Origin of the sequence: Pseudomonas sp. NFACC02 (assembly GCF_900110765.1) — a bacterium.
Taxonomy (GTDB): domain Bacteria; phylum Pseudomonadota; class Gammaproteobacteria; order Pseudomonadales; family Pseudomonadaceae; genus Aquipseudomonas.
Map to the genome: position 1 here is coordinate 150,704 of NZ_FOEO01000002.1, position 22,291 is coordinate 172,994.

The 22,291-nt window shown below is 62.7% G+C and carries 10 protein-coding genes (1 of these 10 only partly in view); 1 reads left to right on the forward strand and 9 read right to left on the reverse strand.

All coding sequences use genetic code 11. The features are described from left to right. From BMY73_RS02760 to BMY73_RS02785, 6 genes are all read right to left on the reverse strand, one after another. Window positions 1–2,217, reverse strand: partial view of a non-ribosomal peptide synthase/polyketide synthase gene (locus tag BMY73_RS02760; protein WP_256570794.1) — the 5' portion only. It extends 13,992 nt beyond the left edge of the window; the window shows 2,217 of its 16,209 coding nt (coding positions 1–2,217); its start codon is at window positions 2,215–2,217; its stop codon lies off the left edge, out of view. Next, window positions 2,217–11,951 carry a non-ribosomal peptide synthetase gene (locus BMY73_RS02765; RefSeq protein WP_256570795.1) on the reverse strand — a complete coding sequence of 3,245 codons (9,735 nt, stop codon included), beginning with the start codon at window positions 11,949–11,951 and terminating at the stop codon, window positions 2,217–2,219. The genes BMY73_RS02760 and BMY73_RS02765 overlap by 1 nt, the downstream gene beginning before the upstream one ends. Before the next feature lie 142 nt (window positions 11,952–12,093). Next, on the reverse strand, window positions 12,094–13,422 hold the full coding sequence (locus BMY73_RS02770; protein WP_092404871.1) for a lysine N(6)-hydroxylase/L-ornithine N(5)-oxygenase family protein: 1,329 nt from the start codon (window positions 13,420–13,422) through the stop codon (window positions 12,094–12,096). Window positions 13,423–13,586: 164 nt separating this feature from the next. Further along, the gene (locus BMY73_RS02775; protein ID WP_062380984.1) at window positions 13,587–15,278 is read right to left on the reverse strand and encodes a multidrug ABC transporter permease/ATP-binding protein; all 1,692 of its coding nucleotides are present in this window, start codon (window positions 15,276–15,278) and stop codon (window positions 13,587–13,589) included. Between the two features lie 51 nt (window positions 15,279–15,329). Beyond that, window positions 15,330–15,899: a sigma-70 family RNA polymerase sigma factor gene (locus BMY73_RS02780; protein WP_175500116.1), complete on the reverse strand. Its 570-nt coding sequence runs from the start codon at window positions 15,897–15,899 to the stop codon at window positions 15,330–15,332. A gap of 343 nt (window positions 15,900–16,242) precedes the next feature. Further along, complete coding sequence (locus BMY73_RS02785; protein WP_092404873.1) at window positions 16,243–16,821, reverse strand: NUDIX hydrolase; 579 nt, start codon at window positions 16,819–16,821, stop codon at window positions 16,243–16,245. A gap of 886 nt (window positions 16,822–17,707) precedes the next feature. On the opposite strand from BMY73_RS02785, the gene BMY73_RS02790 reads away from it, so the two are divergent. Further along, window positions 17,708–19,453 carry an OPT family oligopeptide transporter gene (locus BMY73_RS02790; protein WP_092404875.1) on the forward strand — a complete coding sequence of 582 codons (1,746 nt, stop codon included), beginning with the start codon at window positions 17,708–17,710 and terminating at the stop codon, window positions 19,451–19,453. A gap of 58 nt (window positions 19,454–19,511) precedes the next feature. On the opposite strand, the gene BMY73_RS27790 is transcribed toward BMY73_RS02790, so the two are convergent. From BMY73_RS27790 to BMY73_RS02800, 3 genes are all read right to left on the reverse strand, one after another. Continuing rightward, complete coding sequence (locus BMY73_RS27790; protein ID WP_139214083.1) at window positions 19,512–19,715, reverse strand: hypothetical protein; 204 nt, start codon at window positions 19,713–19,715, stop codon at window positions 19,512–19,514. 219 nt (window positions 19,716–19,934) lie between these two features. Further along, on the reverse strand, window positions 19,935–20,861 hold the full coding sequence (locus BMY73_RS02795) for a Gfo/Idh/MocA family protein (RefSeq protein ID WP_092404877.1): 927 nt from the start codon (window positions 20,859–20,861) through the stop codon (window positions 19,935–19,937). 68 nt (window positions 20,862–20,929) lie between these two features. Further along, entirely contained in the window at window positions 20,930–22,108 is a 1,179-nt protein-coding gene (locus tag BMY73_RS02800) for a XylR family transcriptional regulator (protein WP_092404879.1), read from the reverse strand. Between the last annotated feature and the right edge of the window lie 183 nt (window positions 22,109–22,291).

A 22,291-nucleotide genomic window follows, 5' to 3' on the forward strand; every position in this document is an offset into this window, starting at 1 on the left:
GATCAATGCGGTGAGCAAAGCAGGATCGCGATGATCGCCGGGCTGAGCCATGACCAGACGCGCACCGACCATCAGCGGCCAGAAGAACTCCCAAACCGAGACGTCGAAGCTGAACGGGGTCTTTTGCAGCACGGCGTCGGATGCGTCGAGACTGTACGCCTCTTGCATCCAGGCCAGACGGTTGAACAGCGCCGCGTGGGTATTGCCCGCGCCTTTGGGTTTCCCGGTCGAACCCGAGGTGTAGATCATGTAGGCCAGTTGTTCGGGATGGATCTCCACAACCGGGGCCGTGACAGGCTGTTGAGTCAGTTCAAGCTGATCCAGATTCAACACCTGCAAGCCGTCGATAACGGGCAGATCCTCGATCACGGCGTCATGGCTGAGCAGCAACCCAATCCCGGCATCTTCCAGCATGTATCGCAATCGGTCAGCCGGGTATTCCGGGTCCAGCGGCACATACGCAGCGCCCGCTTTAACCACGGCATACAGCGCCACCACCATCTCGACCGAACGCAACGCCGCGACGCCTACCAGCGTTTCACGTCCGACGCCCTGCCCGCGCAGGTAGTGCGCCAACTGGTTGGCCCGCTGATCCAATTGCTGATACGTCAGCACCTGGTCGCCACAGCGCAAGGCTTCACGCTGAGGATGCAATTGCGCCAGACGTTCGAACGTGCGATGCACAACGGGCTCATCGACAGACCAGTCGCGCGCCGTGTCATTGACCAACGCCAGTTGCGCACGATCTTGAAGGTCAAGCAGCTCGAAATCCCCAATCGCCCCGTCAGGCTGCTCCAGCAACTGCGTGAACAGTTGCACAAAACGCGCGTGCAAACGCTCGATGGAGCCGTGATCGAACAGGTCGGTGGCGTAGTTCCAGTTGCCCGCCAGTTCACCCGCTGCGTTTTCCCAGGTGTGCAACGCCAGGTCGAACTGCGCGCTGCCGCTGTCCAGCGGCATGAGCGTGGCGTCCAGACCAGGCATCAGTTGCAGCGCTTCGTCCTGACGCTGCTGATGGTTGTACAGCACCTGAAACAGCGGGTTGTGGCTCAGGCTGCGCTCCGGCGCCAGCGCGTCGACCAACTGTTCGAACGGCAGGTCCTGATGGGCCTGCGCGCCTTGGGAGGCGAGGCGTACCTGGTCGATGATCTGGTTGAAACTGGCGTCGGCCGTGACCTCACCGCGCAGAATCTGGGTGTTGACGAAAAAGCCGATCAGCCCTTCGGTTTCGGCCCGCTGACGCCCGGCAATCGGCACGCCGATACGCAAGTCGTTCTGCCCGCTCAAGCGCTGGAGCAGAACCTGATAGGCCGCCAGCACGACCGTGAACAAGGTCACGCCACGCTGCTTCGTCAGTTCGCGCATGCGGCTGGATAAGGCTGTGTCGATGCTGAACGGCAGGCGCGCACCCTGGAAACTCTGGCGCGCCGGGCGAGGACGGTCGGCGGGTAATTCCAGCACCGGCGGTTCATCACCGAGTTGCTGCTTCCAGTACTCAAGCTGACGATCGCCCTCGCCCGCTTCCAGGCAGGCGCGCTGCCACAGGGCAACGTCGGCGTAGTTCAGCGGCAGTTCCGCAAGGGCCGAATCGGTATTCTCCAGCGCCGCGCGATAGGCCTGCACGAAGTCCAGCAACAGCACCTGGATCGACCAGCCGTCCGCGATGATGTGGTGCAGACAGACCAGCAACACGTGCTCGTCGGTCGAACGTTTCACCAGCGCCACGCGCCACAACGGCCCCTGAGCCAGGTCGAACGGACGACGAGCGAACGCATCGGCCAGGGCCTGCAACTCGCTTTCGTCGGCCGCGCTCAACGAATCGAACGGCAGCGCCTGGGACGCCTGAATCACCTGCTCCGGCGTGCCGTCGTCGGCGGTGTCGAACACCGTGCGCAGGCTCGCATGACGCTGCGCCACACGCTCGAACGCCGCCTGCACGGCTGCGATGTCCAGCGTGCCTTTCAAGCGCAAGGCGCCCGGCAGGTGGTAGGTGCTGTTGCCCGGTTCCAGTTGTTCGAGAAACCACAGGCGCTGCTGGGAAAAGGACGTCGGGCTGCGCTCGCCCGCCACGCCGGACGGAATCGGCAGCGCCGACGCATCCAGCCCCTGTTCGCGCAGCTTGCCCAGGAACACCCGTCGCTGTGCGGCGCCGAGACTGAGGAAGCGGGTGGCCAGGGCCAGCAGCTTGCTGTGCGAAGTCATGCTCGGTTGCGACATCAGTTGCTTTCCTCCAGCTCATTCATTAGCGCGTCCAGGGCATCGAGCCCCTCGAGCGTCAGGGTTTGCCCCTGCAAGGTGTCGATCAGAGCGGCCTGTGCGGCAACGGTGGTGGCTTCGAAGGCCTGCGCCAGCGGAATGCTCACCCCCAGGCGCTCGCGAATGCGCGACAACAGACGCGTCGCCAGCAGCGAGTGCCCACCCAGTTCAAAGAAGTTGTCGTCGCGCCCGACCCGCTCGACCTTCAGCAGGCTCTGCCACAGTTCGGCGAGGATCTCTTCGCGTTCGCCCTGCGGCGCTTCGAAGGCCCGCGCCTGCCAGTCAGGCGCAGGCAAGGCCTTGCGGTCGAGCTTGCCGTTGGCGTTGCGCGGCAGGCGCTCAAGTTGCATGACGTGGGCGGGTACCATGAACGCCGGCAGCGCTTGGGCCAGTGCAGTCTTGAGTACGTCGGCAGACAGAGCCTGCTGCGCCTCGGCGACCACATACGCCACCAGTTGCGGTCCGTGCGGCGTCGGTTGCGCGCTGACGACCGCCTCGTGGACGGACGGTTGAGCCAGCAGCACGTTTTCGATTTCGCCCAGTTCGATGCGCTGGCCACGGATCTTCACCTGAAAGTCCGCGCGGCCAACGTATTCCAGCGCACCCTCGGCGTTCCAGCGCGCCAGGTCGCCGCTGCGATACAGCCGCGCACCGGCCTCACCGAACGGGTCAGGCAGAAAACGTTCGGCGGTCAGCGCAGGCCGTGCGGCATAGCCGCGACCCACGCCGACGCCACCGATGTACAGCTCACCCACCACGCCCGGCGCCGTCAGTTGCAGGCTGGAATCCAGCACATACAAACGGTTGTTGTCGGTCGGGCGACCGATCGGCATGTTGGCCTTGGCGGCGGGCGCTGCGGTCAGTGTGTGCAGCGCCACGTCATCGGCGCATTCGGCCGGGCCGTAGGCGTTGACCAGCGGCACGTCGGGATAGCGAGCGAACCAGCGTGTCGCCAGGTCCACGGTCAGCGCTTCGCCGGTCGGCAACAACCAGCGCAGGGCGTCGAGTTTGTGCGGCGGGACCGCAAGCATGCCGTCGATCACCGCGGGTACGCACTCCAGCACGCTGACCTGATTGGCAACCACTTCTTCCAGCAGACGCTGCGGGTCGTGTACCACCGCGTCCGGCAAAATTTCCACGCGTCCACCGAACAGCGGCGCAGTGAGGAATTGCCACACGGAAATATCGAAGCCGGTGGCGGCGGTCTGGGCGATCACATCGCCCTCCCCCAGACGCAGGTACGGCAGCTTGGACATCTGGTTGTTGAGCATGCCGCGCTGGTTGACCATCACGCCCTTCGGCTCACCGGTGGAACCGGAGGTGTAGATCACGTACGCCAGTTGTTCAGCACTGGCGTAGCGGCCTGGATTATCTTCCGCGCCGCTGGCCAGAAGGTCTTCCAGAACCAGCAGACGCGGCCTGACCTCGGTCAGTGCGAGAATCGCCTCGACCTGTGGCAGGCAATCGCGCGGCGTCAGCAGGACAGGTGCCGCGCTGCTGCCCAGCATGCGCGCACTGCGTCCGGCCGGGTGTCGATCGTCCAGCGCCAGATAGGCACCGCCAGCCTTGAATGCGCCGATGATCATGCTCAGCAGCGGCAGACCACGAGGGGCGAACAGCGCCACCACGTCATCGCCCTGCACGCCCGTGTCGATCAGGCCATGACCGATGCGGTTGGCCGCACGGTTCAATTCGCTGTAACTCAAGCGCTCGCCCTGGCAGCGCGCCACTTCCAGGTGAGGATGCGCCTGTACACGGGACTCGAAACGCTCCAGGTAGCTGATGTCATACCAGTGCGGCTGCACCGGGCCCTGACCTTGCGCCAGCAATTGCTCGCGCTCGGCCCGCTCCAGTACCTGCAACTGACTCAGGGTCTGTTGCGGGTTGTCGATCAGTTGGGTCAGCAGGCGACGGAAATGCCCGACCAGCGAGTGCATGTCGACGTCGTCGAAGTGACGGGTGTCATACGTCAGCTGCAGTTGCAGCGATTCGCCCGGCAGCAGCACCACGGTCAACGGGTAGTTGGTGTGGGTGCGGTTTGCCAGCGGATTGATCCGGTATTCGTTCACGGCCTGCTGAACCTCGGCGCCCAACGGAACGTTTTCAAAGACGAACAGGCTGTCGAACAATGGCTGACCACGCGGTGTGTCGGCCAGCAGTTGAATGTCAGCCAGCGACAAGTGTTCGTGCTGACGCATCTCGGCGTTCTGCGCTTGCAGCGCGTTGAGCAAGGCCAGCGCCGGGGCGCCCGCACCCGGGCGCTTCAGACGCAGCGGCAAGGTATTGATGAACAATCCCAGCGCGCCTTCGATGCCCTCAAGTTCAGTCGGACGACCCGCCACCGTGACACCGAACAGCACCTCGTCGCGGTCGGCGTGGTGCATCAGCAACAGGGCCCAGGCGGCCTGCACGAAGGTGTTGGCGGTCAGGCGATGCTGGCGCGCCTGATCCGCCAGTTTCGCGGTCTGCTCGGCACCGAGTGCCAGCGTGACGTCACGCATCTGCGGCTCGCCCTGAGGACTGCGGCGATACGGCAACGGGGTGACGTCGGTGAAACCGGCCAACGCGTTGCGCCAGTAATCGCGGCTGACGGCTTCGTCCTGCTCCGACAGCCAGGCCAGGAAATCACGGTACGGCCGCGCGGCTGGCAGGCTGATGTGGCGCCTGTCAAGAAACGCGCGGTAATGGGCGAAAAACTCGGTGAGCATCAGGCCACGGCACCAGGCGTCAATCAGCGCGTGATGATGGCTTTGCACGATGCGGAAATCCGCCTCGCCGAACTTGATCAGGCGCAAGCGCAGCAACGGTGCCCGAGAGAAATCAAAGCCCTGTTCACGCTCGGCGCTGAGCAGCGCTTCCAGTTCCGCTTCAGCAGCCTCGCGGGCCAGGTGACTCAGGTCGATCAGTTGCGCAGGCGACGGCACGCGGCGCATCACCACCTGACGCTGCACACCACTTTCCAGACCGTGGAAGGCCGTGCGCAGGGCAGGATGACGCTGCACCACTTGCTGCCAGGCGAACTTGAAAGCCTCGAAATCGACGTCGCTGCCGACGGCGTATTGGTCCTGCATCAGGTAGATGCCGTTGCCCTGCTCCAGCAGGCTGTGCAGCAGAATGCCTTGCTGCATGGGCGCCAGCGGCAGAATGTCTTCGATTTCCCGGGCAGGAATGGCCAAGGCATCCAGGTGTGTCTGATTGAGCCCGGCCAACGGGAAATCGGACGGCGTCAGACCGGCGTTGCAGTCGTCACTGCAATGGTCGATCAACTGCAGCAGGTGCTTGCGATACAGCGCCACCAGTTGCTCGATGCTGTCGCGGGTGAAGCGCTTGCGGCTGAAGGTCCAGTCCAGTTGCAACCGGCCGCCGCGCACCTGACCGTCCACCGCCAGCGCATTGGCCAGCGGCCCTTGCGGGTCACGCAGGTTGCTGAGGGTCTGACTGGAGAGCGAGAACAACGCGTCTCCAGACTCGTCGAAACGGTCGTCGAAACGGCCGAGGTAGTTGAAGGTCAGGCCCTGCCCCACGAGCTCGGGCAACTCAGCACCCGCCAGATGCTTGAGCATGCCATAACCCAGGCCTTTCTCCGGCACGGCACGTACGGCTTCCTTCACGGCTTTCAGCGTGGCAATCGCGTCATCACCGGCTTCCAGCGCCAGCGGATACAGGCTGGTGAACCAGCCCACACTGCGGCTCAGGTCCAGCGCGCCGCTGGCGTCTTCCCGGCCATGGCCTTCGAGGCTGATCACGTGACGGCGTCGCCCGGTCCATTGATGCAGGGCCAGGGAAAGCGCCGCCAGCAGCAGATCGTCGATGCGCGTGCGGTAGGCCGCCGGGGCGTCACTGAGCAGCCGACGGGTGTCGTGCTCGTCAAGGGTCAGACCAATCGTTTCGCCATCGCCGACGTGGCTTTGAATCGAAGTGTCGCCCGGCAGGCAGGCATCGGCCGCTTGCAGCGCTTGCCAGTGTGGCAACTGAGCCGCCAGTTCAGGACGGCGAGCCAGGGTGTGCAGCGACTGCGACCAGCTCTGGAAGCTTGCGGTCTTCTCCGCCAGCGTCACGCGCTGCCCGGCCGCCAGACAGCGGTACGCTTGATGCAGGTCCTCCAGCAGTACACGCCACGACACACCATCGACGACCAGATGATGAATCGCCAGCAGCAGACGCCCTTCACCCGACGGCAGACGTGCATGGACCACTCGCATCAGCGGACCGGTCTCGATGTTCAGGCTGCGCTGGGCTTCGTCGCTGAGGGAGGCCAGGTCTTCTTCGCGGGTCAGTTCGCAGGTCCACAGTACGCGCTCGGCATTTTCGCTGTCGCGGTAGCGCTGTTGCCACTGACCGTCGTCGCCCTGATGGAAGCTCAGACGCAGGCTGTCGTGCCGGGCGAGCAACACCGACAGCGCCTCTTGAAACACCACGACGTCCAGCGCGCGCGGCAGGTTCAGCAACAATGACTGGTTCCAGTGCGAACGCTGAGCCATGGGCAAGGCGAAGAAGCGGGCTTGAATCGGTGTCAGGGCAAAATCACGCGGCACAACGGCAGCCACGACGGGCGCGGCGACAGGCTTGGCCTCGGACAACACAGCGACCTGTGCCAGTTCGGCGATGGTCTGCTTTTCGAAGAGTTGCTTGGGCGTCAGGCGAATGCCCTGACGGCGGGCGCGAGCGATGATCTGCAGGCTGAGGATCGAGTCGCCACCCAACGTGAAGAAGTTGTCGTGACGACCGACCGCTTCGACACTCAGGGCTGTTTCCCACAGCGCCGCCAACGTCGCCTCGACGCCTTCGTGCGGCGTTTCAAACGTCAGTGAAACGACCTGCGGGGCCGGCAAGGCGCTGTGATCGAGCTTGCCGTTGGCGGTCAGCGGGAAGGCGTCCAGGGTCAATACGTGACTGGGCACCATATAGTCCGGCAGGCACTCGGCCAGTTGCCCACGCAACGCTTCGCCGTCGGGCTGGTGACCTTTCTCGGTCAACCCGTAGGCGATCAACTGGCCTCGCTCATCGACCCGGACATGGGCATCGCGCAGGCCGTCGAGCTGACGCAGACGCTGCGCAATCTCGCCCAGCGCCACGCGATAGCCGCGTACCTTGACCTGATCGTCGGCACGGCCGAGGAATTCGATCCGACCGTTGGCCAGCAATCGCGCCCGGTCGCCGCTGCGGTACAGGCGACGGCCCTGGCCGCACGGGTCAGGGATGAACACGGCAGCGGTCATGCCCGGACGGTCATGGTACCCACGGGCCAGGCCCGGCCCGCCGATGTACAAGTCGCCGATGTCTCCCTGCACCACCGGCTCCAGGTATTCGTTGAGGATCAACGCCACGGCGTTGGGCAGCGGACGACCGATGGGGGCCGTTTCTGACGCTGCCTGTGCGTGCGTCGGCTCATGGGTCAGCACGCCGACGGTGGTTTCGGTCGGGCCGTAGTGGTTGATGACACGGCAGCCCGGTTTCAGGCGCTTGACCTGTGCCACCAGATCCCATGGCAATGCATCGCCGCCGAGAATCAGCGCGTGTTCCGGCAGCACGTCGGCGGCATGGGTTGCCTGCAACAGCCCGCTCAGGTGCGTCGGCACGATCTTCAGTGCACCGACCCGGTGTTGCGCCATGTACGCGGCAAAGCGATCAGCATCGTTGGTGCGATCCGGGCTGATCAGGTGCAGCGTGCGCGCCGAGCACAACGCGCCGAACAACACGGTATGGCCCAGGTCGGCACCGACGGTGGACACCATTGCCATGCTTGCATCCGGCGCCAGTTCAAGACGCTTGAGCAGCCCTTGAACGTAATCGGCCAGCGCACCGTGGCTGATCACCACGCCCTTGGGTGTACCGCTGGTGCCTGAGGTGTAGATCAGATAAGCGGCTTGCTCAGGGTGCGGGCGCACGTTGCGCGGCGTTTCGGACCGCGAACGCCACGCCGCGTCGGCGTCCATCGGGACAACCTCACCCCGGTAGTCAGCGGGCGCCACGGCATCGCTGATCAGCCAGCGCGCGCCGCTGTCCGCCAGTACGAACGCCTGTCGCTCGGCAGGCCATTTCGGGTCCAGCGGCACGTAGGCCGCGCCGGCCTTGAGCACCGCCAACAGGCTGACGACAAACTCCACCGAACGCTCCAGCGCCACGCCAACGCGGCTTTCAGCGCCCACGCCAGCCTGGTGCAGGTACGCGGCCAGACGGTTGGCCTGAGCATCGACAGCGGCGAAATCAAGACCGTGCCCCTCGCCTTGCAGAGCCAGACGCTCAGGCTGCGCGTGGACGCTGACGTCCCAAAGGCTCAGCACGTCAGTGGCCGGGAACGCGACCGTTTCGGCATCGAGGCGCGAAGGCACAGCCGCTAGCTGCAGCGCGTTCAAGCGGGTTTCCGGCTGCGCCACGCCTTGCGCGCAGATACGCAACAAGTCAGCGGCAAGGCCTGCGATACGCGCTTCATCAAACAGGTCACACGCGTAAGTGAACACGGCCTGAATGCCGTCGGCGCTGTCGGTGATGTCCAGCCCCAGATCGAAGTGCGCGGCGTAGTCATCGAGTTGGTTGACGTCCAGGCGCATGCCGCCCGTTTCCACGTTCTGCGGCAGCGGGAACTGCTGGGTGAATTTCACCTGGCACAGTGGGTTGTGGCTCAGGTTGCGTGAGACGCCCAACGCCTCGACCAGTTGTTCGAATGGCAGGTCCTGGTGGTTCTGCGCCCCCAGCGCCGTACGCTTCACCGACTCGATCAGTGTGCTGAACGACTGTTGTGGCGACACCTCGGTGCGCAGAACCAGGGTGTTGACGAACAGGCCGATCAAGCCTTCTGCCTCGGTGCAGGTGCGCCCGGCCACGGGGACACCGACGCGCAGGTCGGTCTGGCTGGAGTAGCGCAGCAACAGGGTCTTGTACGCGGCGAGCATGACCATGAACAGCGTGGCGCCATGGCGCGTGGCGAGGTCGCGCAGGCCTTGGCTGAGCGTACGGTCGAAAGCGAGGGCATAACGTGCGCCACGATGGCTTTGCTGCGCCGGGCGCGGGCGGTCCGCTGGCAAGCTCAGCACCGGCTGCGTATCGCCCAGTTGCTGGCGCCAGTAACCGAGTTGACGCTCGCCTTCACCACCGGCCAGTCGCTCGCGTTGCCAGGCGGCAAAATCGGCGTACTGGATCGGCAACGGCGCGAGTGCGGGAGTCCGGTTCTGTGCATGTGCGCTGTAGAAGGCCATAAAGTCCTTGAGCAGCACCTGCACCGACCAGCCATCGGCAATGATGTGGTGCAGCACCAGCACCAGTTGCTGGTGACTGGGCGACAGTCGTACCTTGAGCACACGCCACAGCGGCCCGGTCTGCAAGTCCATCGGTTGCTCGACGGCAGCCTTGGCCAGGGCCGCCAACGCCTCCAGCGGTTGCGCGTGCAGACTGAGGTCGTGCGGTTCGAGGACCACCGGCTGTTCGGCGTGGATGCGTTGCACCAGCGTGTCGTCCGGGTCGATGGCAAAGGTGGTACGCAGACTTTCATGACGCGCGGCCAGATCGTCGAAACTGCGTTGCAGCGCCACGTCATCGATGGCGCCGCTCAGGCTCAACTGGCCGCACAGGTGATAGGCGCTGCTGTCGGGTTCCAGTTGGGCAAGGAACCATAGACGTTGCTGCGCGAAGGATTGCTCGGCTGGCGTCTCACGGGAAATACGGGTGACGGATTTCGGCGCCTGGATGCTGCGGCTCTGGCGAGCGACGTGAGCGTTGAAGGCCTCCAGCGTCGGATGTTCGAAGAGGTGCGCGGGCTCAAGCGTGAGACCCAACTCGTTGTTCAGGCGCGACAACACCTGCACGACGCCGACCGAATCGCCGCCTCGGGCAAAGAAATGGTCGTGAGCCGCGAGATCCTGCTTGCCGAGCACTTCAGCCCAGGCCGCGACGACCTCTGGCAGCAATGGCGAAACGTCGGCGGCGCGCTCCTCGGTCTGGTTGTTCAGCAAGCGACCGTCCTGCCAGGTCGCGAAGCTGTCCAGGCTGCCGTTCTGCCAGCCCGCACGGCACGCTGAACGCTGCAGCTTGCCGCTGGTGGTCCGCGGCAGTGCGCCCGGCTCCAGCAACACAATCACCTTCGGCGCCACCAGAAACAGCTCGGATACCGCATCGCGAACGGCGTCGCAGATGATCTGCGGCTTCATCAGGCGACGCACGTTGCGGCTGATCTCCAGCGCCAGACCAACGCCTTCAGCGCCCTGCTCGTCGGTGACCGGAAAGGCGGCAATACGCCCGCGACGCAGCAGCTCCACGCTTTTCTCCAGCGACTGCTCGATGTCCTGCGGGTAGAGGTTCTGACCATTGAGAATGATCAGGTCCTTGAGGCGACCGGTGATGAACAGTTCGCCGCCGCTGGCGATCCCCAGGTCGCCACTGCGCAGCCAGCGTTTGCCGTCGTGCTCCACGAACGTCTGGGCCGTGGCGTCGGCGTTCTGCCAATAACCCTGTGCGACGCTGGGACCAGCGATCCAGACCTCACCGACTTGCCCCGACGGCAGCACGCGCTGATCCGCCGGGTCGACGATCCGCAGGTCATGATCATCCCGACACCATCCGCAACCGGGCAAACGGCTGGTGGCGTTCTGGTTGGCGAACACGGCCTGATCGGCATCGCCAGCGGCCAACTGGCTGCCGTCGAAGCGCTTGATGCCAAACGGCACCGAGCGGTGGGCGGCGCTGACGAACAGGGTCGCTTCGGCAAGCCCGTAGCTCGGGGTCAAGGCACGGCGGTCAAAACCGGCGGGCGCGAAATGCTCGCTGAACGCATCCAGGGTCGCGATGCGAATCGGCTCGGAACCGGAAAACGCCAGACTCCAGTTGTCCAGCTTGAGGTGTTTCACGGCGCTGGGCTTGATCCGTTCCACACACAGGCGATAGGCGAAGTCCGGGCCGCCGGAGAACGTGCCGTTGTATTCGCTCATCGTCTCCAGCCAGCGCGCCGGACGGCCGAGGAAGTAATTCGGCGACATCAGGTTCAGCGTCCCGCCGTAGTACAGCGGCAGCAGCAAACCGCACATCAGGCCCATGTCGTGGTAAAGCGGCAACCAGCTCACCCAGCTCTCGGTTGACGCGTCGGTGACGAAGTGACGGGCCATGGCCACTTCGTTGGCCATGAGGTTGGCGTGGGAGACCATCACGCCCTTGGGCGCACTGGTCGAGCCTGAGGTGTACTGCAGAAACGCCAGCGACGAGGTGTCGATCAGCGAGGGCTGAAACGAACCCTCCCAGCCGTGAACGTCTTCAATGGCGACGAAGCGTCCACCCGCCGGCATGAAAGGTTGCAGCAGGTGCTGGAATTTATCGAGGTCCTCACGCCGGCCCAGCACCACACCTGGCGCCGCATCCTGAAGAATGCCGGTCAGTCGGTCCAGATGGGTTTGCCGGTTGTACTCCGGGGCGAACGCCGGGACCGCGATGACCCCGGCATGCAGGCAACCCAGGAAAGCCGCGGCATAATCGGCGCCGGTCGGCAGCATGAGCACACACCGTTGGCCGCAGGCCTGCAAGTGCCCCAAGTGATGCTGCAGCACACCGGCGATTGAACGGGCCTGAAGATCGAGCTGTGCATAGGTGGTCAGCAGCGGCGCCTGGTCTTCGTGATGGATGTGTCGAAGGGCAATCCGGTCCGGTTGGCTCTGCGCGTAATGGCCCACCAGTTCGGGAAAATGCGCGGCCTGATCTCGTATGGATTTCATTCTTTCACCTGTTTGTTTCGGCAAGGCTCAACCCACGGATGGCCAAACGGGCCTTATCCGCAACGTTGTGAGAAAGGTTGGGTGACCGCGAACGGTCACCGATGCGACGGTGTGGCGTGCAGGTCCGCCTGGCAGCCCTGAATCAACGCGCCAGTTTCAGCGCTACACGCTCTTGGGCCTGGGCCGGTCGGCTGGAACAAGGGTGTTCGTACTCGGCGAAGATCGACTCCACCACTTCCTGCGACCGCACGGCCAGGACCGACAGCAGCGTGTCGCTCAGGCCATGGCTGTCCTCGCAGCAGCCCTGCAGGAAGATGCCCGCCTCGCTGCCTGCATTCAGCGGCAGGCGATAGTGACGGTCGACGGTTGTCCCCTGAATGTAGGGCTGTACCCCTGCCAGCAACTCGAGGTGATAGTCGCGGCGATAGCCGGTGGCCAACACCACGATGTCGAACGTGTCGCCGCGCATCGGGTCATGAGGCGCATCGCGCAGGAACAGTTCGATGCCACCCGCACTGACTTCGGCATGCACCACTTCGCGGTTGGTCAGTAACCGGTGACGCTGCTCGCCGCGCACTTTCTGCTGGTACAGGCGCTGGAAGATGGTTTCGATCAGGTCGGTATCCACCACCGAGTAGTTGGTGTTGCGGAACTCGGCGAACAATGCGTCGCGACGCTCTTCGCTGTGATTGAAGATCGTGTCCGTGAACGACGGGTTGAAGATCTGATTGACGAACGGGCTGTCATCGGACGGCTTCAACGCGCTGCCGCGAATCACCAGGCTGGCCTCGACGTTGTCGAACCGGCTGGCGAGGTCTTCGAAAATTTCCGCCGCGCTCTGACCACCGCCGACCACCGCGACGCGCACGGGACCCGGGCGATTGGCCAGCAAACGCTCGATGCCGCCACGATACCCTGCCGAGTGCAGTACGCGGGGATCGTCGATGCCGTCAAAAGCCGTTGGCACTTGCGGAACGCCGCCGATGCCGAACACCAGATTGCGCGCACGACGACGGGAAACACCGCCGCCCGGACCCCGGGACAGGACGTCCACCGCGACGAAACGGCCCTCCTGGAAATGCGGTTCGACCGAGATGACTTCCTCACCGTAATGCGCTTGCTCGTTGAAGTGCGAAGCGGCCCAGGTCAGGTAATCGGTGTACTCCTCGCGGGTCGGGAAGAACGTCTTGAGGTTGATGAAGTCCTGCAGACGCCCGCGTTCCTTCAGGTAATTGACAAAGGTGAAACGGCTCGCCGGGTTGCGCAGCGTCACCAGATCCTTGAGGAAGGAAATCTGCATGGTGGACCCATCGATCAGCATGCCTTCGTGCCAGTTGAATGCAGGTTTCTTTTCGAGGAAGCACACCTGGGGCGCCAGACCGTTGCGCAGTGCATGCTCCTGGGTGGCGATGGCAAGAGCCAGATTCGACGGGCCGAAACCAATGCCGATGTAGTCGTAGACGAGTTCCATGCTTCCCTCTCGTTAGGAGCGATGCGCGTGAGCACCAGCGAGTGTGTGACCGTTGTCACAAACGCTTGGCACCGCTCACACGCACCATGAATGATTAAGAGTGATTATCATTACAAAGACGCCTGAGCCTTCCGGCTGTTTAGTCGTCGGCGATGAAAAACTGACTAAACCTTTACGCTTCTCATCGGATACGCACCGCCAATCTCTTCCACCGCATCACGGCTGGCGTTGTCGCGACGATCACCCTGCAATTCGCTGAGTTGACCGGATTCCATCTTCACCAGACGGTCGGCAAGATCGAAGTACTGGTCGTCGTGACTGATGGCGAACACGGTGATGCCGGCTTTCTTGAACATCGGCAGCAGCTCGCGATAGAAAAAACGGCGGAACAGCGGGTCCTGATCGGCGGCCCACTCGTCCAGCAGCAGAATGTCGCGCTGCTCAAGCAGCGCCAGCAGCAACGCCAGACGCTTGCGTTGCCCTTGGGAGAAACGCGTATCGAGCAGATGGCCGTTGCCGATCTGCACCTTGTGCTTCATGTGCAACTGGTCGAGCCAATGGTCGATGTGCGCGGCCTCGGCGTCTTGGCCGTCGCCGCCCAGCAACTGGGAGAACAGGTGAAAATCGGTGAACACGCTGGCGAACAGGTGACGATAAGCGAGCCAGTCACCCGAGCCGATGACCTGGCCGTCGATCAGGATCGAACCCGCTGACGGGCGGTACAGTCCGCTGAGCAGCCGCGCAAGGCTGGATTTGCCGCTGCCGTTACCCCCCATCAGGAACACGGTTTCGCCACGACGCAGGGTCAGATTGACCGGGCCGACGTCGAAACCGGGCTCATCACCCTGTGCCGGGTAGTGATACTCAACGTCGCGCAGCTCCAGGGTCTGCCAGTGGCCGACGATGTGGCTGGGGGCGACCTCGAAACTGTCGTGGTGTTCGGCGAGCGCCAGCGATTCGACCTTGTCCAGCGCCACGCGGCCGGAGATCTGCGCCGGGATGGCGGCCACTGCGAGCACCAGCGGCGTGCGCATGAACAGCACGGTCAGCGCGTAGGTCGCGGCCACTTCGGTGGGGGCCCAGCCCAGACCGTTCGCCAGATAGAACGCCAGGCCGATGGTGCCCAGCACCATGATGTTCGCCCAGTTGCTGGCCAGCCCGTGATACCGGTCGGCGAGCGTGAAGTGTTCGCGATAACGCTGCGCTGCCACGTCGAAGGTTTCTTCGTAGAGACGACGGGCGCGGTCGCGATTCAGGGTCAGTTCCTTGCGCCCGTCGATCACACCCTGATAGCTCTGGTACAGCGTGTCCTCGGACTCGCGCAACGCACGGATGTGCGCATTGAGCTTGCCCACCAGCAACCAGCCAACGCCCAGCGTGAAGGCCATCCAGCACAGCGTGGTGACGAACAGCGACGGCGATAACCACGCCAGATAACTGAAAGAGGCGACGCTGAGCACTGTGCCGTAGATCAGGTCCGGCAACTGCACGAACGCCATGGTCACGGCCCGAATATCGCTCGACAGGCTGGCGAAAATTTTAGCGCCACCGATGGATTCGATACGTTCGATGTTGGTGTCCAGCAGGCGTTTGACCATCACCCGGCGCAGGCCGTAAACGAAGCGATGGCCCAGCGCTGTCAACGACAGCGACGCCCCGGACGCCAGCGCCAGCAACAGCACCAGCATCAAGCCGAACTGCCACAATGCGGTGCCCAGACCGTCGTGGGTGCTGATCATGCGCTGGTTGACGAAGGCAATCACGCCCACGCTCAACAGGCCGCTGCTGATGCTCAGCAGCAGGACCATCGCGAGTGGCCAGCGGTATTGCTGGAAGACCAGACGAACTAATTTCATGGATGACTCCGGGCAGTGGAAGCAGAAAACATAAGGGTGAATCGACGACGCCTAGATCTCGCCCAGCCGCGCGCGACAGTGAGACAGGGTGTCGCGCAGAAGGAAGTTGACCATCGTCGGAGAAGTCCCGATGACCTTGGCAACGTCGCGCTGGGTGTAGCCCTGAATCTGGCTGAGGTTGAACACGATGCGCATGCGCTTGGGCAGCTCGTTGAGGGCACCGACCAGTTGGTTGAGCGACTCGCGTCCGGCCAGAACGCGTTCAGGCGAGACCTCGAAGCGTGGCTGCTCGTCCAGCTCGATTTCAGCGCCATGGTTGCGCTCGAGGCGTTGGCGACGCAGACGGTCGATGGCGAGGTTACGCACCACCCGAAACATGTAGCGGGCCGGTTCGGTGGAAGCCAGGTCGCTTTCGAGCATTTTCACGAATGCGTCCTGCACCACATCTTCGGCGCGGGCACGACAGCCAAGGAATTTTGCAGCCAGACGCAGCAGCCCTTCCCGATGGGTGTTATAGGTCCCCATCAGCGCGTCCAGACGAGGATCAATCGATACGCAAGACCCGCTCAGGCAGGCGGAGCGAAGCCGTGTCGGCTGGCTCATTGCAGGACGAAAATCCATCTTGTTCGACATCCCTGGTTACGAAGGAACGCGAAGCATAACGCAAACAATTCTCATTGCAATGTGAGAAATTTTACCGATTGGTGAAACTTTCGATATAAGGGCGGGGTCGGTTACAGCCCAAAGGGATGGCGGCGCAATGATGGCTGAAGCGCTATAACCCACTGATTTACAAGCCTGCAATCAGCCGGCACGGTATTGCAGCAGCAAGTAAATGGAGGCTGGGGGACGGTTGTTTCTGGTCAGAAAAATGTGTCGGCGCTGACGCGCACCAGCGCCGGACTGCGATCGACTTCGCATTATTGGCGTCCGCGCGGGTACCACGCGGGACGTCGAAGATCGGTCACCGCATCAAACGCAACTCCAGATACTGCAGCAGCATGATGGTTTTGCCATCTGCGATTTCACCGCTTTCGACCATGGCGATGGCGGCTTCGAAACTCAATTCCAGAACCTCGATGTCCTCGCCTTCCTCCTCCAGCCCACCGCCATCGCTGACGCGGTCGGCGGGTTGATATTCGCCCACGAAAAAGTGAATGCGCTCGGTGACCGAACCGGGGCTCATGAACGCATCGAAGATTTTCTTCACCGACCGGACGACGTACCCGGTTTCCTCTTCCGCCTCCAGGCGAATGCGCGCTTCCGGGCTCGCGTTGTCGAGCAAACCGGCGGCGGCCTCGATCAGGTAACCGCTGTGGCCATTGAGGAATGCCGGCATTCGAAACTGGCGGGTGAGCACGACGGTACGGCGCTCCAGGTTGTACAGCAGAATGGTCGCCCCATTGCCACGGTCGTACACCTCACGGGTCTGCGACTGCCAACCGCCGTCGCGGCGTTGCAGCTCGAAGCTGTATTTCTTCAGCACGTACCAGTTGTCCGAAAGGGTTTGTTCGTCGGTGATGCGGATCGGTGTGGAGGGCATGGGAGTCCTTTTTGCGCAGGGGCATCGATGCAGTGCAAAGTCCCGAATACCCTATCAGCCCCGGCCCTGACGGGCGAGTCTGTGATGTGGGATCAGGCATACCACTCCGGAATGTGCTGCCGCTGCGCGCCAGATCGCGAGCAAGCTCACTCCCACAGTATCAGCGTCGTCCACACATCCTCGAAACGACCGGGACCCTGTAGGAGCCGTCCGAGGTTACGAGGGCCGCGAATGCGGTGGGTCAGTCACTGTGGATGTTGCTGACTACCGCGTTCGCCAGCAAGCCAGCTTGTATGGTGCGCATTTCCACTATTTGGGGTGACGCTGATGGTGTGGTTTGTCCTAACGGCCAAACTGTTCCGCCTTCGGCGGGTTACTTGAAAGGACCCCCCTCTTTGTTTCAAGAGGCAGCCAAGTGTCCTAGCTCCTGGCTTGGCCCTCCTGCGTCGGGTACCCGCACTCCGACGACGCTCCGTGGGCCCGCGCCGAACGGGCATCCATGCCCTGACGGCGCTCTCGCGGCATCCATGCCGCTCGGCCCCCCGCGTCGCCTGCGTTTGGCCTGCACCCAAGTCGCGCTTTGTGGTGTCTGGCCTGCTGCGGTATGAAGATCAAAAGCCAGAGCGCGCTTTGCGCTGTTTAGATTCAACACCGAAATCGTTGAATAAACATAAAACCGGTGGGAGTCAGCTTGCTGACGAATGCGGTGGGTCATTCACCATCAATGTCGCCGCCCGATCACCTTCGCCAGCAAACCGGCTCACACGGATTCCTGATCAACCCTTGCCCCCGAATAGCCCCTTATCGCCTCGCTCACGCTGAACCTTCCGGACGGACAGGGCTCATTTGTTCAGAACTTGCCTTTCCTTCCTGCGCAGGATTTGCCATGGGCCGTTACGCCGACACGCTCTCGTCCACTGTCCGTATCGAACGCGAACTCAGCCTGCGCGCGGTGTTGACCGGTGCCGTGCTGGGCATTCTGTTGACGCCGTCGAACGTGTACGCGGGGCTGAAAATCGGCTGGTCGTTCAACATGTCGATCATCGCGCTGCTGGTGGGATTCGGCGTCTGGCAGAGCCTGGCCCGGCGTAATGCGCATCAACCTGCGTGGACGTTGCACGAGAGCAACATCAACCAGACCGTGGCTTCGGCGGCTGCGTCGATCATTTCTGGAGGCCTGGTCGCGCCCATTCCCGCCTATACGCTGCTGACCGGCCAGCAACTGGACCCGATACCGATGATGGCCTGGGTGTTTTCGGTGAGTTTTCTCGGTATCTGGATCGCCTGGTATTTGCGCCCTGCCCTGCTTAACGATCACGGCCTGACATTTCCCGAGGGCATGGCGACGCTGGAAACCCTGCAGCATATCTACCACCACGGAAAAGAAGCGGTAGCAAGGATCAAGGTGCTGTTTAGCGCCGCTCTGCTGTCCGGCGCTGTGAAATGGATCGACGGCTTCGTCTGGGCCATCCCGCGCTGGGCGCCCACCGCGCAACTGGAGCGCCTGACCTTCACGCTGGACCCGTCACTGCTGCTGATCGGTTTTGGCGGCATTATCGGCATTCGGGTTGGACTGACCCTGTTACTGGGTGCGCTGCTGGCATGGGGCGGCCTGGCACCCTGGTTGATCGATCAGGGCTGGGTGATGCTTGCCCGCGATGCCACCGGTCCGCAATTCGCCAAACTGGTGGAATGGTTACTGTGGCCGGGCGTGAGCCTGATGGTCTGTTCGACACTGACGGCCTTGGGCGTCCGCCTGTTTCAAACGCCCAAAAAGACCACGGCCAGTCGAACGCCCCGTGCCCGCGCACCTTTCTCGCCGGGGCCTGCGATAGGCCTGGTCGTGTCCATCGCTCTGGTCGTGGGGTTACAAGCGGTGTTGTTCGGCATCAATCTGTGGATGGCGCTGTTGAGCATTCCTTTGGCGATCTGCCTGGCGGTTGTTGCCGCGCGGGTCGTCGGCGCCACCGGCATTGCCCCGATTGGTGCAATCGGCAAGCTCTCGCAACTGACCTTTGGCCTGATAGCGCCGGGCCAGGTGCCCATCAATCTGATGAGCGCCAACACGGCAGGCGGCGCGGCCGGGCAATCCACCGACCTGATGAACGATTTCAAGGTCGGACTGGCGATCGGTGCAACGCCGAAAAAACAGGTGATCGCCCAATGCATCGGGATTTTCATTGGCAGCATGGTCGGGGTCGCGGTGTACCTGGCGCTGATTCCGGACCCACAGCACATGTTGCTCACCGAACAATGGCCCGCCCCCGCCGTCGCGACCTGGAAAGCAGTTGCCGAGACACTGACCCACGGACTGGAGTCGCTGTCGCCACAGATTCGCTGGGCAATTTTCATCGGCGCATTCTTCGGCGTGCTGTTGGGTGCGCTGGACAGTCTGTTGCCCCAACGCTTGGCGCGCTGGTTGCCAAGCACTGCCGCGCTCGGGCTGGCGTTCGTGCTGCCCGCCTCTACATCGCTGATGATGGGACTGGGCGCCGTACTCACCTGGATTGTCAGCCGCCGCTGGCCCAGTGTGACCGAGCGCTTCGCGATCACCGCAGCCGCAGGGTTGATTGCGGGCGAGAGCATCACCGGCGTCGGGGCATCGTTCTGGGAAATGTTCAGACATCTGTAGGGGGCAGCGCCGCGTAACGGCCCTAACACAAAGATTCCCGGCATTTCAAAGGCTCGGACTATTGTTTGTATCGATAGCCAACATACGAAAGAACGCCGTTCATTTTGTGCCCGCAGACCGGGATCATGGCGACATTGACTACCCGAACAAGGATTTTCCGATGTCCATCAACATGTCCATTCTGCTGATGCTGATCGTCTCGTTTTCCATCGCACTCGCTGGCGTGGGTCATTTTTGATCCGGTGTGAATGAATTCATCCATTCAAACGAACTCGTAACCTCGGACGTCTCCCACAGGAAGGTGTGGTGTTTCTGGAACGGGTCGCAGGCGAGTCCAGGTACAGGCTTCGTGTGGACCTAATAACTGTGGGAGTCAGCTTGCTGACGAATGCGGTCTGTCCTTCACCCTCGATGTATCTGACCCAGCGCATTCGCGAGCAAGCTCGCTCCCACCGTTCGTGCATGGCGTCAGCGTGACGCTTTACTCATGAAACGCCGCCACCGTCTCTTTGCTGCCGACAAAAAAACTGTCCGCCACAATGCGCAACGGCTGCAGATCCAGGTCGCTCTGCCTGTCGGCGATCAGTTGCGCAAAATGCCGGTACATGGCCGGGTATTCCCCTTCCGCTGACACGCTCTGCGGTACGCCATCGATGCTGACCTCGGCGCCGCCCGAATCCAGACGCATCACGCCGTCGTCGCTGTGCAGCTCGATGCGCCACAGTTCGTTGTCGCTGTGGTCGAAATCGAACTCGGCCAGCACTTCCACCTGATCCTGGCTTCGGATGCTCAGGTTCGCGGCGATGGGCGACTGGCAGTTGTCCGGGACGCTCAACGCGGCGGACGTGACGAACAGCGAACCTGGGAGTAGATCCGTGACGATGGACAGCGCGTTGATCCCTGGATCGAATACGCCCAGGCCACCCGCCTGCCAGATCCACGCCTGACCCGGATGCCATTTACGCACCTGCTCTTTCCACTCAACACGCACCTGAGTCAGGGTTTTACCCTTCCGCCATGCTTTCGCGTTCGCTACACCCGGCGCAAAACGAGAGTGCCAGGCGAACAACCCACTGACACCCGCCTGTTTCACCTCATCGATCAGCGACATCGCTTCGCCGAGGGTCGAGCACGGCGGCTTTTCCACCAGCACATGCTTGCCGGCGTCGAGCGCCTGTTGAACCAGCGCGAAACGGCCTTGTGGCGGTGTGCAGAACGCGATCGCGTCCACCTGCGGACCGTGCGCGAGCAGGTCGGCGAGCGAGCTGAAGTTGTCAACGCCAGGGCAATGCTGACCCAAGGTAGCGACGGCCACCAGCCCGAACTGCGGGTTGGCGAGGATGGCCGGCACGTGCTGGTCTTGCGCAATCTTGCCGTAACCCACCAGCCCTAAACGAATCGGATGCATCGATAACTCCCATAATGTTGTCGTTGTCAGGGTCAGGCACGCCCCGTGGGTCATGCCTCAAAAGCCAATCAATGCGCGACGTCCTGTTGATACTCGCGCGGCGTGCAGCCGAACTCGCGGCGGAACACGGTATGAAGGTACTGGGCCGACTTGAAGCCGCAATGCTGGGCAATGTCGGCGATGGCCGAATCGGTTTTTTCCAGCCGCGAAGCCGCGGCGGACAGTTTGAAGCGAAGAATTTCGTCGTGCACGCTGCACCCACGCTCCTTGCGAAAATGCGACTCCAGTGAGGAGCGGGAAATGCCCACATACCCCGCGACCTGCGCGGTCTTGATGCCCTGGCAGGCGTACTGGCGAATGAAGTGCAGCGCCTGCATGACGTAAGGGTTACCCAATGGCTGATGCAGGCTGGAGGCCTGCACGTTGATCGCTTCCGGGGGCACCAGAATCTGGCTCGTCGTCGAGGGCATGCCGTGAAGCATCTGATGCAACAAGGCGGCAGCCGTACGGCCCATGCTCTGCGTGCCCTGAATCACCGAACTCAGCGGTACGCGGGTCAAGGTGCGGGTCAGCGGATCGTTATCGATGCCGATCAGCGCCACCTGCTCCGGCACGGCGATGCCCGCGGTCAGACAGGCCTGCAGCAACTGACGCGCACGCGCGTCGCTGACGGCAATGATGCCGATGGGTTTGGGCAAACTCTGCAACCAGGCGATCTGTTGTTCCACCGCACTGTCCCAAAGCGGCGCGCTGGTGCTCAGGCCCCGATAGACCTCGCCGCGCAACCCGTCTCGTTGCAGCAGGCGTCGAAACGCCTTTTCCCGCTCCTGCGCCCAGCGATTGCTTTGCGCTTCCGGCAGGCTGAAACAGGCAAACCGCGTCAGCCCGGCCTCGATCAAGTGCTCGTAAGCCAGTTTGATCAGTGCGAAGTTGTCGGTGGCCACATAGGGAATGTGCTTCGGGTAGGCGCGTTCGTCCTCGTACGAGCCGCCCACCGCCACTACCGGCAACGTGCTTCCGGCCAGTGCTTCACCGATCAGCGGATCGTCGAAGTCGGCAATGATCCCGTCACCCTGCCAGCGCTCGATGCCTTTCAAACGGCAGAGAAAATCCTCCTCAAGGAACAGATCCCAAGACGCGCGCGTACTGCTCAGGTAATTGCCGATGCCGGTGATGATGCCGCGATCGTAGATCTTGCCGCCGTTGAACAACAGGGCAATACGGTGAACGGGCGGGACGGTTTTCATTGTTTTTTCCCCCGAGCCTGTGAAACAGGTCGGCACAGACTAGGCCTGCATGAGGCGAATCTCAATACTCAAAATCGAACACCGAGTTGGTGATTTTCATAATTTTGAAGGCCGGGGCCGTTGCTAGTATCGGGACAGTCGCCGATCAACCAGAACAACAACCAGAACAATGAGGAAACGACC

Bases quoted from the DNA above. Each gene is read 5' to 3' on its own strand.
- BMY73_RS02790 (WP_092404875.1), top strand. From the start codon at position 17,708: ATGGGCCGTTACGCCGACACGCTCTCGTCCACTGTCCGTATCGAACGC.
- BMY73_RS02780 (WP_175500116.1), bottom strand. From the start codon at position 15,899: ATGGATTTTCGTCCTGCAATGAGCCAGCCGACACGGCTTCGCTCCGCC.
- BMY73_RS27790 (WP_139214083.1), bottom strand. From the start codon at position 19,715: ATGGATGAATTCATTCACACCGGATCAAAAATGACCCACGCCAGCGAG.
- BMY73_RS02800 (WP_092404879.1), bottom strand. From the start codon at position 22,108: ATGAAAACCGTCCCGCCCGTTCACCGTATTGCCCTGTTGTTCAACGGC.
- BMY73_RS02775 (WP_062380984.1), bottom strand. From the start codon at position 15,278: ATGAAATTAGTTCGTCTGGTCTTCCAGCAATACCGCTGGCCACTCGCG.
- BMY73_RS02770 (WP_092404871.1), bottom strand. From the start codon at position 13,422: ATGGAACTCGTCTACGACTACATCGGCATTGGTTTCGGCCCGTCGAAT.
- BMY73_RS02795 (WP_092404877.1), bottom strand. From the start codon at position 20,861: ATGCATCCGATTCGTTTAGGGCTGGTGGGTTACGGCAAGATTGCGCAA.
- BMY73_RS02765 (WP_256570795.1), bottom strand. From the start codon at position 11,951: ATGAAATCCATACGAGATCAGGCCGCGCATTTTCCCGAACTGGTGGGC.
- BMY73_RS02785 (WP_092404873.1), bottom strand. From the start codon at position 16,821: ATGCCCTCCACACCGATCCGCATCACCGACGAACAAACCCTTTCGGAC.